The sequence below is a fragment of the Polyangium spumosum genome, assembly GCF_009649845.1.
GTDB lineage: Bacteria > Myxococcota_A > Polyangia > Polyangiales > Polyangiaceae > Polyangium > Polyangium spumosum.
The window spans coordinates 13,298-27,575 of sequence record NZ_WJIE01000019.1 but is presented as its reverse complement, the minus strand read 5'-3'; the positions used below and the strand labels follow the sequence as shown (position 1 = coordinate 27,575).

General features: G+C 70.1%; 11 protein-coding genes. 2 read left to right on the top strand and 9 right to left on the bottom strand.

Annotated features, from left to right (window positions below; all coding sequences use genetic code 11):
- Positions 1 to 9: 9 nt before the first annotated feature.
- The 6 genes from thiL to GF068_RS37655 all read right to left on the bottom strand — a co-directional run bounded on the left by thiL (position 10) and on the right by GF068_RS37655 (position 6,943).
- Positions 10 to 972 carry a thiamine-phosphate kinase gene (thiL, locus tag GF068_RS37680; RefSeq protein ID WP_153824390.1) on the bottom strand — a complete coding sequence of 321 codons (963 nt, stop codon included), beginning with the start codon at positions 970 to 972 and terminating at the stop codon, positions 10 to 12.
- Positions 973 to 981: 9 nt separating this feature from the next.
- The gene (locus tag GF068_RS37675) at positions 982 to 2,436 is read right to left on the bottom strand and encodes an ATP-binding protein (protein ID WP_240808009.1); all 1,455 of its coding nucleotides are present in this window, start codon (positions 2,434 to 2,436) and stop codon (positions 982 to 984) included.
- Entirely contained in the window at positions 2,433 to 3,164 is a 732-nt protein-coding gene (locus GF068_RS37670; protein ID WP_338046737.1) for a GTP-binding protein, read from the bottom strand. The genes GF068_RS37675 and GF068_RS37670 overlap by 4 nt, the downstream gene beginning before the upstream one ends.
- A 45-nt stretch (positions 3,165 to 3,209) precedes the next feature.
- Positions 3,210 to 4,979 (bottom strand): dynamin family protein, encoded by a 1,770-nt coding sequence (locus tag GF068_RS37665; protein ID WP_153824389.1) that lies wholly within the window; start codon positions 4,977 to 4,979, stop codon positions 3,210 to 3,212.
- Positions 4,980 to 4,988: 9 nt separating this feature from the next.
- Positions 4,989 to 5,882, bottom strand: a complete 894-nt coding sequence (locus GF068_RS37660; protein ID WP_153824388.1) for a M48 family metallopeptidase — start codon at positions 5,880 to 5,882, stop codon at positions 4,989 to 4,991.
- An 86-nt stretch (positions 5,883 to 5,968) separates the two neighbouring features.
- On the bottom strand, positions 5,969 to 6,943 hold the full coding sequence (locus tag GF068_RS37655) for a homoserine kinase (protein WP_153824387.1): 975 nt from the start codon (positions 6,941 to 6,943) through the stop codon (positions 5,969 to 5,971).
- Between the two features lie 135 nt (positions 6,944 to 7,078).
- Between GF068_RS37655 and hflX the strand changes: the two genes are divergently transcribed.
- Entirely contained in the window at positions 7,079 to 8,914 is a 1,836-nt protein-coding gene (gene hflX, locus GF068_RS37650; RefSeq protein ID WP_153824386.1) for a GTPase HflX, read from the top strand.
- 60 nt (positions 8,915 to 8,974) lie between these two features.
- Here hflX and GF068_RS44590 read toward each other — a convergent pair whose 3' ends face one another.
- The 3 genes from GF068_RS44590 to GF068_RS37635 all read right to left on the bottom strand — a co-directional run bounded on the left by GF068_RS44590 (position 8,975) and on the right by GF068_RS37635 (position 11,852).
- A complete protein-coding gene (locus tag GF068_RS44590; protein ID WP_206079637.1) occupies positions 8,975 to 9,934 on the bottom strand; it encodes a hypothetical protein in 960 nt (319 codons plus the stop codon).
- A gap of 13 nt (positions 9,935 to 9,947) precedes the next feature.
- Positions 9,948 to 11,069, bottom strand: coding sequence for a PEGA domain-containing protein (locus tag GF068_RS37640; RefSeq protein WP_170319906.1), 1,122 nt, complete (start codon positions 11,067 to 11,069; stop codon positions 9,948 to 9,950).
- Between the two features lie 177 nt (positions 11,070 to 11,246).
- On the bottom strand, positions 11,247 to 11,852 hold the full coding sequence (locus tag GF068_RS37635; RefSeq protein WP_338046736.1) for a precorrin-2 dehydrogenase/sirohydrochlorin ferrochelatase family protein: 606 nt from the start codon (positions 11,850 to 11,852) through the stop codon (positions 11,247 to 11,249).
- Positions 11,853 to 12,027: 175 nt separating this feature from the next.
- Here GF068_RS37635 and GF068_RS37630 point away from each other — a divergent pair, with 175 nt between their 5' ends.
- Positions 12,028 to 14,262 carry a sigma-70 family RNA polymerase sigma factor gene (locus GF068_RS37630; RefSeq protein ID WP_240808023.1) on the top strand — a complete coding sequence of 745 codons (2,235 nt, stop codon included), beginning with the start codon at positions 12,028 to 12,030 and terminating at the stop codon, positions 14,260 to 14,262.
- Positions 14,263 to 14,278 lie beyond the last annotated feature (16 nt).

The window sequence follows — 14,278 nt, the reverse complement described above, 5'->3', positions numbered from 1 at the left end:
GGCGTACGATCAGCCGAAGTGGTCGTAGCCGCGCTCGTCGATGGGGACGAGTGTCCCGTCGGGCTGCTCGAGCGTGACCAGACGCGCGCCGGGTTCGGCCGGAAGAACGCGCCCGATCCGCTCGAACTCCTTCTCGGGGAGACGGTCCTCGGGGACGGTGATCACGACCGCGTAGTCTTCGCCTCCGTGAAGCGCGAGGGCGAGGGGGTCCGCGCCCGCGAGCGTGGCTGCCTTCGCGAGCGCGGGCCGGACGAGCGCTGTCGGATCGAGAGCGATGCGCACCCCGCTCGCGCGCGCCAGGTGGCCCACGTCTCGCGCGAGTCCATCCGAGACGTCGATCGCCGCGCTCGCCACGTCCCGCGCTGCGAGCCCTGCTGCGATACGCGCGACGGGCCTGCGGTAGGCGCGCACCGCTGGGGCTGCGTCTGCCTCGCCTTCGCGGCCTCGCTCGATCAGCACGAGCCCTGCCGCCGAGAGCCCGAGCGGTCCTGCGATCGCCACGACCTCGCCGGGCTTCGCGCCCGATCGACCGAGCGGGCGCGGCGTCTCGCCGAGCACGGTCGTCGTGATCGAGAGCTCCCGGCCGCGCGCGAGGTTGCCGCCGATGATATGTGTACCAACTTCTTGGGCCGCCTCGTGTTGTCCCTCGGCGATGGCGCGCAGATCGTCGTCGGAGACGTCCTCCGGCAGCACGAGGCCCGCGAGCATGCCGAGCGGCGAGGCGCCCATCGCCGCGAGGTCACTCGCCGCGGCCATCGTCGCGCGGTAGCCGAGGTCTGCCATCGAGACGAGGTCGCGCCGGAAGTGCACGCCTTCGACCTGCGCGTCGACGGTCCACACGAGGGGCTGCGATCCGGGCGTGATCACGGCTGCGTCGTCGCCGATGCCGAGCATCGTCCGGCCCGAGCCGTCCGTGCCGAACACGCGCGCGAGCAGGTCGACGCGTGCTCGCTCCGAGCTTCGAGCTGTCATGCCTCGACTTTACGCGAACCGGACCGAGATCGCCGCCTTCGACGGCGGCGCCGACGGGCGTGACGCGGGCAAACGCACGACGAAGACGGCTCCGCTCGGCTCGTTGCCCTCGATGTGCACCGTGCCGTGGTGCGCCTCGACGAGGCGCTTCACGATCGACAGGCCGAGCCCCGTGCCGCCGTGCTCGCGCGTCGACGACTGGTCCACCTGGTAAAACGGGTCGAAGACCTTGTCTCGCTCGGGCGCCGGGATGCCGATGCCCGTGTCGGTCACGCGCACCTCGACCATCTGCCGCAGCGGCGCGAGCAGCACCATGCCGGGCTCGTCGTCCGCGCCGTCGTCCGCGTGCGTGGCCACCTGCCGCGCGATGAACTGCACCGTGCCGCTCGGGGGCGTGAACTTGATGGCGTTCTCGCCGAGGTTCACGAAGACCTGCCGGAGCCGCTCCGGATCGCCGAGCACGAGCGGCAGATCGCCGGGCGCGTCCACGGTGAGCGTGACGCTCTTCTTCGTGGCCGTGGGCGCGACCGTCGACGCGGCCTCGGCGAGCACCGCGCCGATCGCCACGTCGCTCCTCCGCATCATCACCGTGCCGCTCTCCAGCTTGGAGAGGTCGAGCAGGCTCATGATGAGCTTGAGGAGCTGATCACTCTTCGAATGGATGATCTGCACGAAGTCGAGCTGCGGCCCCGTGAGCTCGCCGGCGATGCCTCCCACGAGCATCTCGCTGTAGCCGAGGATCGAGGTGAGCGGCGTCCGGAGCTCGTGCGAGATGGTGGCGAGGAAGTTCGACTTGAGCTTGTCGAGCTCCTGCTGCCGCTCGTAGGCCTGCTCGAGCGCCGTGTTTTTCTGCGAGAGCTCGCGGTAACTCTCGCGCATCGAGGCGATGTGCATCTTCGACGTGAGCAGCGCCTTGTGGCCGCTCCAGAGGATCACGTCGAGCACCGAGACGAGGTGCCTCGCGACGGTCTCCGCGGTCGCCTCGCTCGCCCGCGCCATGTGCGGCAGGAGCTCCGCCGCGCGGGCCGGGTCGACGCCGTCGATGGCGAGAAGCGTGTCGGGCACGCTCTCGACGGAGAGAGGCAGGTACGGGCCGAGGATCGCGCGGCCGATGGTGCCGCCATCGTACTCGATGGGCACGACGCGGTAACGCGCGCCGGTGAAGCAGCCGTGCGAGGCGCCGTCGCTCGACGTCACGCGCAGGCGCTTCACCTCGGAGACGATCGCGCCGCACGCGCGGCGGCCCGCGGGCTCCTCGTTGATCATCGCGCAGAGCGGGGCCTCGTGGGTCGAGCTCGCCAGGCTCACGCCCGAGTTCGAGACGATGCGGAGGGGGAGGCCGAAGACCTGCTCGATCGAGGCGACCATGCCGCGCATCGCCTCGCGGTCCACGAGGTCCTCGAGCCTGAGAGGTCCGAGCCCGAGGCCGAGCGTGTCGACGTCGACCGAGCGCTCGTCACTCAAGGAGCGCCTCCGGGCGCGGCGCCTGCCGCCCGCCCGCCCATCCGCGCCGCGATGAGCTCGCGGAACGGCGTCGTCACGCCGAGCTGCTGCGCCGCGGTCGAGACGAGATCGTCGCCGTCGATCGAGAGCTTGCGCGAGAGCTGGTGGCTCTGGTCGAGCGAGCGCCACGTGAGCCAGAGCAGACAGATGAACGTCTCGACGACGCCGATGCCGCGGGTCGCGACCGCGCGGAAGACGGGCTCCTTGCCGCGCGCCGCGAGCCTCGCGAGCTCCTCGTCGCTGCGGATGTCGGGCAGGTCCCGCTTGTTGAACTGGATCACGAGCGGCATCTTCGAGATCTCGATCCCGTTGTCGCGCAGGTTCTGGCGGAGATCGAGGAACGCGTCGGCGTTGCGTTGCGTCTCGGAGACGCGCGAGTCGGCGATCAGCGCGACGCCGTCGGCGCCTTGCAGGACGAGCCTGCGGGTCGCGGCGTGGATCGGCTGGCCGGGGACGGTGAAGAGCTTGATGCGCAGCGAGGTGTCGCCGTCCTTCGACCGGAACGTGAGCGGCAGGAGGTCGAAGAAGAGCGTGCGATCGTCCTGCGTCTCGAGCGTCATGAGGCGCCCGCGCGCGTCGGTGCCGGCGCGGCCGTGCAGAGCGACCAGGTTCGTGGTCTTTCCGCTCAGCGCAGGACCGTAATAGACGAGCTTGATCGAGATCTCGCGTGATGCGAAATCGAGCTGCACGGCTTCAATATCGCATGGCCCGAGGGCCCAAGTCCCCCGGGATCGTCACGTCGCGGCCACGTCCGTGGCCCAGAGCGCGCGGCGGAGCGACTCGAGCCGCTCGACCACGGCGCCGAGCTCCTTCGCCTCCGCGTCGCAGACCTGCGTCGCGGCCTCCACGCCCGGCGCCTTGCCCGCTCGCTCGGTGCGCGCGGCCTCGAGCACCTCGATGACCTCGCGGTGCAGCTCCTCGCCCGCCGTGACGACCCACGCGTCGAGCCGCTGCGCGAACTCGCCGATCATCTCGTCGAGCTTGGGGCCGACGCGCGCGGCGGCCTCGCGCAGCGCTGTCGGGGCGAGCTCCTTCGCGCGTTTCTTCGTCTCGACGTCGATCCTGCCCTTCACGTACATCGCGAGCACGGGCGAGGCGGCGATGAGCAGGCCGCCGAGCAAGACGTTCGTGAACAGGACGCCGATGCCCACGGTCATGAGCGCGAAGATGCCCACGTCGTAGCCGAGCCTGTCGACCTCCACGCTGGGCGCCCGGACATCCGCGCCGAGCGCTTGTCCCACGCGTTTGGCGACGTCGTGCGCGTCTTCGCGAACGAGCGCGATCGTCTTCTCCGCGAGCGCCTCGAGCGCGGTCGCGATCTCCTTCGTCTCGGCCTGCGCCCAGTCCGCGAACGTCTTCTCCAGGAAGGGGCCGAGCCATGTCTTGAGCTCGTCCGGGTCGGCGTTGTCCACGATGTCGGGGATCTGCCGCGTCACGTCGTCGACGAAGTGATCGAGGTCGCGCCGCACCCAGGCGCGGATCGCGGCGACCTCCTCGCGGATGCCCGCGCGGCGCTCCTCGATCGTGCGCGACTGGCCCGCGAGGTCCTTCTCGAGCAGCTCGATCCTCCGCGCGAGCTCCTCGCTCGACATCTGCGCGGCGCGCCTGCGCGCGTCGATGCCCTTGCTGAGCATCCGGGCTGCTTCGAGGCCCTCGCCGAGGGCGTTGTCGAGCAGGATGCGACCTCGCTCCTCGGCGAGGAACTTCGTCAGGTGCGAGAGCAGCTCCGGCATGCCGCTCTCCGCGGCTTGCCCCTCGGCCGCGCGCTTCGCGCTGACGGCGAAGACCATGGGCGTGCGGATGAGCTTGGCGAGCTCGGTGCGGATGTACGCGAGCGCCTCCTCTTCCTCGTCGTCGCTCCAGATGTCCTTCTTGGTGACGACGAAGATGATCTTGTCGCGCGACTGTCCGAGCAGCTTCTCGTTGAGGAAGACGCGCTCGCTCTCCTTGAGCGGCTGGCCCGCGTCGATGAGGAAGAGCACGGCGTCCGAGCGCGGGATGTAGCTGTAGGTGATGTCCGCGCGCTGGAGCGAGAGGTCGTTCACGCCTGGGGTGTCGACGAGCACGACGCGCTCGCGCAAGAGCTCCGCCGGGTAGAAGACCTCGAGGTGCTTCACCTCGCTCGTCGCGCTCTCGGAGCCTTTTTCCTGGCCGACGGCGAACTTGCGGACCTCCTCGAAGGGCATGTTCGTGCGTTCGCCCGAGACACGCACGAGCTCGGCGCGGGGCTCGGGCGCGTACTCGAGGTGATGGATGACCGCCGTCGTCGGCGTCACGCCGACGGGCAGCACCTCGGCGCCGAGCAGCGCGTTCACGAAGGTGGTCTTGCCGTGGTTGAACTCGCCGACGACGACGAGGTGGAAGCGATCGGCCTCCAGCTTGTCGACGACATCGCCGCCGAGGCGGCCCGCGAGCGATCGGGCGCCGACGCGTCCGGCGATCGAGAGGATCCCACGGAGGGCTCGGGTGACTTCGACCTGACGTGTGCGGAATGTCTCGAGCATCGTGCGCTCCTACCCAACCACCTTGATGATTTCGTGCACCTTCTCGTCGACCTCTTCCATCGTGAGGCCGGGGCCTTCCTGGCCGACGTGCTTCTTGTAGAGCTCGCTCTCGGCGAACGTGCGCAGGGCCATCACGCGCTTCGGCAGGTAGGGGTGGCTCGCCATCAGCTCGCGGTAGCGACCCACGCCGTCCTTGCCCTCCTCGTACTGCGCGAGGAACGCGTCCATGTTGAGCTCGGCATAAAGCTTCGTGGATCCGAGCGCGAGCTTCGCGAAGGTCCGCGTGGCGACGTCGAGGCTCTTGCAGCAGAGCAGCCCCGCGCGATCACACGTCACCTCGGCGCGGCGCGACCAGCTCGAGAGCGCGATCATCGCCGGCTCGACCAGCGGGCCGAGCCAGCGCGACGCCATGACCTTCAGGTAGTGCATCGCCGTCAGGTACACGACGTGGCTGTTGTGGATGTGGCCGCACTCGTGGCCGATGACGTTGCGCAGATCCTCGTCGGAGAAGTGATCGACGAGCGCCGAGTGGACCATGATGAACGAGTCGTCGTTCGTCCCGTACGTCGCGGCGTTCATGCGCGGGTCGTTGACGATGTAGACGGTGGGCGTCGTGATGCCGAGCGTCTGCGCGCACTCGGCGGCGATGCCGTGCACGCGCGGGAACTGGTTCGGCCCGACCTTCACCGCGTGGCCGAGCAGGTCGCTCTTGCCGACGGCCTTGAAGAACCGGACCGAGGCGGCGACGGCCAGCTCGACCGGCTTCATCTTGTCGAACGCGGCGCGCGTGTTCCGATCGGAGACGTACGCATACGCGTGTCCACCCCCGTCCACGCCGCCGGCGCGCTTCTCCTTGCGGTCCTCGATGAAGCCCTTGAAATCGAGCGTCCCCACTTGTGCCATGGTCCTCGAAGGTAACGGGGCGCCTCTCACGGCGCAACCGCCGCCCCGGGATCGAACCAGAAAATCAAGAGAGCTTTACACGTCCTTCACACATCGAGCATCTCGACGAGCCCACGCGCGGAGAGCGCATCGATCGCCGCGGCGCGCGCCAAGAAGCGACGGTAATCCCTGAACATCGATCGTCCACGCGGGCGCAGCTCGTAGTCCGTGATGCGCGTGATCGTGAAACGAAGCGCCGCGAAGAGCGCGGCGTCGAGGAGCGCCGCTCGCTCGTCGTCCGAGAGGGCGCGGACCGCGGAATATCCGGACGCGAGCGCGCGCGCGAGGCCTCGATCGAGCTCGTCGCCGAAGCACCACGCGAGCACCGTGACCATGAGGTCGAACGCGGCCGAGCCGCTCGACGCGCTCTCGAAATCGAGGACCGCGGCGAGCGCGCCGCCCTGGAAAAGCACGTTGTCCCGGAACAGATCGGCGTGAATCACGGGCACGGTCGGGCCGAGGTCCGACGGCGAAGAGAGACGTTCGAGCCGACGATCGAGCTCGGGGAGGACCACGCGGACGTGCCCCGGGACGTCCGTTCGTTCGTGCAGGCTCGCGAGCCGCGCCGCGAGGTCCGCGGGGCCGAAGCGCGTGACGAGCGGCTCGGCGAAGCTCGCGCCTGCGAGGTGCACACGCGCGAGCGCCTCCCCGACGGCGCGCGCGTGCGCGTCGGTCACGCCGCGCTGGCAGATGGACGCTCCGTCGATCCACGGCAAGACGATCGCGGGTTTGCCCGCGTGCTCGGCCACGAACGACCCGCTCGTGCAGGCGAGGGGCAAGGGCGCGGGCGTGGGCACGCCGTGCGTGGCGAGGTGCACGAGCAGGCGCGCCTCCTGCGCGGCGACGCCCGCGCTCGCGCCCTCGTAGATCCGCAAAAAGACCCGGCTCCCGCCTTCGATCGTGAGCTCGTAGCTCGTGTTCACGCTGCCCGCGTCGAGCCCACGCGCGCCCGTGACCACGAGGCCGAAGCGCGCGCCGAGCGCCCGGGCCTCCTCGAGCGACAGTGCCGTGAAAACACCCATGTCCGGCTGCACGGTACCAAGGCGCTGCCTCTCGCGCGCCGGGGATCCGTGCGTTATGTAAGGAAAGGAAGCACGAAGTCATGCTCGGGGGATCTGCTCCGTCGCTCGGAGCTTCGGCCCTCGAACCACCCTCGAATGCAACAGATCTACGGAAACACCACGGGCCTGAGCCCGCACGCGGTTCGATTGCTCGAGCGTATCTACCGGCGCAGGGTGCCCCTCGAGCACGTCGCCACGCCGGAGCTCGTCAAATCCCTCGCCGAGGCCTCGCACGAGACGGGCCGTCAGGTCGGCGCGCTCGTGCATCGATCGGGCGTCATCGACTACGTCATCGTCGGTGACGCGACGAAGCTCATGCTCCCCGACATCGGCCGCCTGCGCGCCGCCGAGGGGCGCTTCCGCGCGCTCCGCCTCGTCCACACGCACCTCTACAACGAGCAGCTCACGCGCGACGACATCGTCGACCTCGTGCGCCTGCGCCTCGACCTCGTGGCCGCGATCCAGCTCTCGCCCGAGGGCGAGGCGAAGACGATGGATCTCGCGTACAACACGCCGCCGTCGCCGGTCGCGGAGGGCGAAGATCCTCGAAATGGTTTGCCCTATCGGCGCGTGGATCCGCTGCCGATCGGCCGCATCGATCTCAACTTCGGCGAGCTCATCAGCGCGCTCGAGGACGAGTTCGCCCGCCGGTCGCGCATCGTCACGCACGCGAAGGACGGCCGCGCGATCCTCGTGCACGTGGCGGAGAAGTCGAAACAAGGCGCCTACGCGGAGGCCGAGGACAGCCTGCGCGAGCTCGCCGAGCTCTCGCGCACCGCGGGCGCCCTGGTCGTCGACTCGGTCGTGCAGCTCCGCGAGAAGATCGATCCGCGCCTCGTCGTGGGCAAGGGCAAGCTCGACGACATCGTCTTGCGCGCGGCCGAGCTCGACGCGACGACGCTCGTCTTCGATCGCAACCTCACGCCCTCGCAGGCCTCGGCGATCGCCAAGCACTCGGACCTCAAGGTCATCGATCGGACGCAGCTCATCCTCGACATCTTCGCGCAACGCGCCGAGTCCGCCGACGGCAAGCTCCAGGTCGAGCTCGCGCAGCTCAAGTACGCGTTGCCGCGCCTCGCGATGAAGGACGACTCGCTCTCGCGCCTCACGGGCGGCATCGGCGGGCGCGGCCCCGGCGAGACGAAGCTCGAGATCGGCCGCCGCCGCGCCAAGGAGCGCGTCTCCTTCCTCGAAGCGCAGCTCAAGAAGCTCTCGCGCCAGCGCGAGCAGCGGCGCCGCAAGCGCGCCCGCAAGGACGTGCCGATCGTGAGCATCGTCGGCTACACGAACGCGGGCAAGAGCACGCTGCTCAACACGCTCACGGGCTCGGACACGATCGCGGAGAACAAGCTCTTCGCCACGCTCGACACGCGCTCGCGCCGCATCCGCTTCCCGGAGGAGCGCGAGGTGATCCTCACGGACACCGTGGGCTTCATCCGCGAGCTGCCGAAGGACCTCTTCGCCGCGTTCCGCGCGACGTTCGAGGAGGCGGCCGACGCGGACCTGATCCTGCACGTCGTCGACGCGAGCGACCCGGCGTACGACCAGCACATCGCGACGACCGAGGAGCTGCTCGGCGAGCTCGGGCTCTCGTCGATCCCGCGGATCCTGGTCTTCAACAAGGTCGACCTCGTCGAGAAGGGTGAGGCGAAGAGGCTGCTCTTCGGCCACAAGGGCGCCGTGCTCGTGTCCGCGACGAGCCGCGAGACGACACGCGCGTTGCTCGCGACGATCGCCGATCGACTGAAGGATCGCTGGGAGCAGGCGAGGACGGTGCCGGCCTACGACGTGGAGGAGGACGCGGCGTCGGAGGAAGCTCCGGGCAACGAGGCCGCGGAGGGCGAGTCGGCCGAGCCAGAGGCGACGTCGCTGACCACGCTCGCCGAGCTCACGTCGGGGAAGCGATACCGGCGGACGACGCTGCGGGTTTGAAGGGAAAAACGCGGGGGGCTCGCTCAACTCGTCCGAGCGCAGCCCCCGCGCGTCAACAACTCACGGCTGGCACTCGTTGTTGAGGCACTGGTTGGAGATGCACTCGTCGTTCGTCGTGCACTGCGAACCGGCGATCTTGAGGCACGTCGTCGCGTCGCTGCACGCCTCGCCTGCGCCGCAGGCCGGATCGGGCGTGTTCGCAGGGACCGGCGTGCACATGCCCACCGTGCCCGCGACGTTGCACGCGAGGCAGAGGCCGTCGCACGTGCTGTTGCAGCAGACGCCGTCCGTGCAGAAGCCGCTCTGACAGGCGTTCGACATCACGCAGGCGGCGCCGTTCGTCGCCTTGGGCGCGCACATGCCGCCGTCGCAGTACGCGTCGGCCGCGCAGTCGCCGTCCACCGCGCAGACCGTGTTGCAGGCGGTCGCGCCGCACGCGTAGGGCGCGCATGCGACGTCGTCGTTCGCCTGGCACGTGCCTGCGCCGTCGCAGGTGTCGGGCCCGTTCGCGACGCCGTTCGCGCAGGACTGCGTGGCGTCTCCGCACGTCGTCCCCGCGGCCTCGTCGGTGACCTCTTCGGCGCCTGCGCCGTCGCACGTGTGCTGCTTGCAGTCGCCCGCCGCCTCGTTCGAGGAGGGCGAGCCTTGCGGCGCCGGATCCTCGGCGCAGTTCTGGTTCGCGTCGCAGATCGCGGCCACGCACGGGCCCGAGGGCGCGGGACAATCGAGCGCGGGATCCACACACGATCCCATGCTGCCACCCGCGCCGCCCATGCCGCCGGAGCCACCCACGCCGCCTTGGCCGCCCTGACCGCCCTGACCGCCCTGACCGCCGGAGCCACCCACGCCGCCTTGGCCGCCCTGGCCGCCCGTGCCACCGGCGCCGCCCGCGCCGCCTTCGCCGACCGGGATCTTCTCCCGATCGACCGACGCGACGAGCTCGCAGCCCGTGCCGACGGAGAGGGCAAAACCCGTGGCGAGCGCGAGTTTTGCCCAGGTTCGAGTGCTCCGTGCCTTCATGGCGCTCGCTCGATCAGAACTTGAACGACACGACGCCGCCGCCGCCCGTCGGGCCCACGAAGGGCGCGACGATCGGCTTGTAGAGCTTCGTCGTGGCCGTCTGCTGCGCGGGCTTGTCGTCGCCGCCGAAGAGCAGCACCGCGCCCGTCACGCCGAACGTGAGGGCCACGGCGAACGACATGTCCGCGATGAGCGCGTTGCGATCGGTCCTGTCGGCGTTGTCGACCGTCGGGTCCGATTCGAAGTCGCTCTTCGCGCTGAGCGCCGAGACGCCGAAGATCGTGCCGACGACCGCGCCCACGCCCGCGAGGCCGAGCGTCACGTACGCCGGGACGTACGACTTCGGCGGCGGCGGCGGGACGGCCGGCTCGGGCGGCGGAGGCGGCGGAGGCGGCGGAGGCGGCGGAGGCGGCGGAGGCGGCGGCTCGGCTTCGAGCGCCGGCGCCGGGAGCTCCTTCGTCTCACCGAAGGCGACGTCGACCTCTTGCGGCTGCGACGTGATGAAGCCCTTGGCCGAGTACACGAGCGTGTGCTTGCCCGGATCGAGCTTCATCTCGCCGGCGGGCACGGGCTCCTTGCCATCGACCGCGACCATGAGGCCCTGCGCCGTCTCCGGCGTCGTGGCGAACTTGACCGTCGCGGGCGTCTTCTGCAGCGCCTCGATCCGGCCCTTCGCCTCGTTGACGCGGTCCTCCCACTTCTTGGGATCGAACTTCTTCTTCTTGTCGGCGGTCTGCTCGTCGATCGCCGCGATGAAGCCCTGGTAGGCCGCGACGGCCTCCTGCACCTTGTTGAGCTTCTCGAGCGCGACCGCGGCCTTGAACTTCGCGTTGAGGCCCGGCAGCGTGTCGTCCGCGCCCTTGTACGCGTCGTACGCGGCCTGGTACTCGCCCTTCTCGAAGGCGGCGTCGCCGTCCTTCATGAGCTTCGTGGCGAGGTCCCTCTTCTGCTTCTCGGTCAGAGGCTTCGCTGGCTTCGCGTCCTTCGCGGGAGCGGCGGCGGCCTTCGCGTCCTTCGCGGGAGCGGCGGCGGCGGCCTTCGCGTCTTTCGCGGGCGCTGCGGGCGCGGCGGCAGGAGCCTTGGCCTGCGCGAACGCCGCCGGAGACGCCGTGAGCGCCAACAGACTCGTGAGCACTGCTGCCGTGTGCAACGACGTCAGCCGGCCCGAACTCGATCGCATATCTAAGCCCTCCTCACTCGTCTCTGCTTGGAACTCTGAGTTTCGCTGAGATAACTCCCGCGGCCCGCGCGACACAAGAGGTTTGAGCAGCCCTGGACGCATGGTCCGTGGCCTTTCCACCAGGCGGGTGCGTCAGGGCTCCTCGCCCCGATCGATCCATTCGGGAAAACGAAGCCTCGCTTCCACGGCAAACCCCTTCACGGCCTCGGCCATCCGCGCCGCGCGTTCGCCTCGGGGGAGCCGCTCCCGCAGGCCCGCGAGGGCCTCGAGGAACCGCGCGAACCTCGGATCCGCGAAGAGCGCTTCGAGGTCCTCGCGGATGCGCCGCAGCGCCCCCGGGCTCGTGCCGCCGGTCGCGAACGTCATCGTGAGGCCCGCGGCGCGCACGACCGCCGGGTTCACGAACGTCGACAGCTCGGGCCTGTCGAGCGTGCACACGAGCCGCCCCTCCACGAGCCCGCGGGCGTGAAACGGCGCGGCGCGGCCGTCCTCCGTGGTCGCCACGTACACGATCACCTTGCCGTCGATGTCGGCCGCGGAGGCCTCGCGCCGCTCGAGCGTGACCCGCCCCTCGGCCGCGAGCCGCGTGATCGCCGGATCGACCTCCCCCGACGCGACGACCACGACCCGCGCCCCCGCCTCGAGCAGCCGCTCGACCTTGGACACGACCTCGACGCTCGCGCCGACGACGAGCGCCTCGCGCCCCTGAACATCCACTTCCACCGGCAAGTACCGCACGAGGTCCCGTTTACCACACCTCCCGGTTGTACAAGCTTGGTTCAACCTTTGCGCAATCTTAATAATTTCCGACTTGACACTGGAGGGTGCGTGCCTTCAGCCTTTGTATAACGTTGACGAGACGCGAGTATGTTTGTCTAGTGTTCAGGTGGGGGCAGGGAGGTCGGTCGTGGAGATGAGCGTGACGATGCCGGCGGCGATTGCAGACACGCCCGAGCGGATCCCGGGCGCCGCGTTCCGAGCTGCGGCGGCCCTGCACCTGCAGCGGAGCCCGAGCCTGTCGCGAGAGGCCCTCGCGCGTGAGCTGCGCGAGCGGCTCGCCGGGCGCGGGATCCGCTACCACCTGCGCACGCTGAAGCGGCAGCTCTCGGGCTCCGTGGCGACGGTGCCGCCCGAGGTGGAGCGCGCGCTGCGCGAGGTGATCGCGGACGCCGGCGGCGAGGACGCCGTCACCGCGATCGAGCAGGCCCTCGCCGAGGCCGGGCTCTCCGGCGCGTCCGCGGCGACGACGCCGACGTACATCGCCTGCGAGCGGATGTTGCCCCTCGCGCAGCTCTGGCTCTACCTGCACCCCGAGCGATCGAAGCGCGCGCTCGCCTTCCGCCTGCGCGAGGAGCTCGAGCAGATCGGGATCCGCCTCAACGTCGATTCGCTGCAGAGCATCCTCGCCGGCAAGCAGCGCCTCGTCCGGCGCGAGATCCAGGACGCGCTCTTCTCGCTGCTCTGCCACGACGGGGTGACGTCGCCGGCCGACGCCGAGGCGCGGATCGAGAGCATGTCGCGCGAGATCCGCGGCGCGCAGGAGGGCCGCGCCTTCGAGAACGCGCGCCGGATCCACGAGCTCGCGAAGGCCTGGAAGATCGAGCGCAAGGAGCCGTCGTCACGCAGGCTCGCGATCCTGCTGAAGCAGAGGCTCGCCGAGCGAGGCATCGTGATCGGGCTGCCGCACGTCCAGAAGCTCGTCGACGGCCGCGCGCGTCGCGTGAGGCGCTCGATGTCGAGCGCGATCGAGTCGATCCTGCGCGCAGACACGGCGACGAGCGCGTCCCAGGACCTCGAGACGAAGGCCCCGCCGCCGGCCGGCGCCGAGCTCGATCTCGCGTGGGTCAAGGCCGCGCCCATCGCGGAGCTCGCCCGCAAATACGTGGTCACGCACCCGGGCATGACCATGCGCAAGCTCGCGATCCAGATCTCGCGCGAGGTCGAGGCGCTCGGCTACACGACGAGCCCGAACACGATCCAGCCGATCCTCGGTGGTCACAAGAAGCGGACGCGCGGCTTTATTTACCGCGCCCTCTTGCACCTCGACGGCGCCCCGGCGACACGCGTGCCGAACGAGCACGTCTTCGGAGCAGCGGCGCGCGACGAACGCGCAGCCGAGCCGCCACCCTCGTCGGATCCACCTGCGGACTCCGAGGTGCGCCCAAGGAGCGGCCTCGCCCCAAAAGCACCGCGCCCTGATTCGGCGCTGCAGAGGCCGCGGTCCGAGAGCTCGCTCTCGGCCTCGGCGCAGTCGCCGTTCGGGGCATATCGCGCGGCCATTCAGCGGTATCAGGTGCTCGATCGCGAGGCCGAGCTCGAGCTCGCCTGGCGTTATCGGCGCGAGGGAGATCATGCGGCAGGGAACGCGCTCGTGGAGAGCCACCTGCAGTTCGTGGTGAAGGTGGCCTCGCAGTACCGGGGCTACGGGATGCAGCTCGCGGACCTCGTGGAGGAGGGCAACCTCGGCCTCCTGGAGGCGGTGCGGCGCTTCGAGCCGTCGCGCAACCTGCGCTTCAAGACGTACGCGATCTACTGGATCCGCGCCTATATCGTGGACCACCTGCTCCGCGAGTGGAGCATCGTCGGCGGCGGGACGGGGGCGCTCGTGTCGAGGACGTTCTTCCGGCTGCGGCGCGAGCGGGCGAAGCTCGAGATGCAGCTCGGCGAGGGCGACGCGTCGATCGACGCGCTGCTCGCGACCCGGTTCCAGACGACGGAGGACTCGATCCGCTCGATGTCGCAGAGGGTCGGGGCGCGCGACGCGTCGCTCGACGCGCAGTCGCACGCGGATGGAGGGCCCACGCTGCTGGAGACGCTCCGGGATCCGTCGTCGGATCCGGAGCACCTCACGGCGAGCGCGGAGCGCGACGCGTTCGTGCGCGGCGTGGTGGGCCGGGTGTGGAAGGCGCTCGATCCACGAGAGCGGCTGATCGTGGAGGAGCGGCTGCTCTCCGAGGACGACGAGGTGAGCCTCGCGGATCTCGGCCGCCGCCTCGGCGTCTCACGCGAGCGCGTGCGCCAGCTCGAGGCCCGCACGAAGTCGAAGCTGCGCAGCGCGTTCGAGGCCGTCGTGCGGGGAGGCGACGAGGCCGCCGAAGCGCCCCACAGGATGGAACGAGAGCCCGAGATCGCGGCGCTCTGCGCCTGAGCGCGCTCCCAACCGA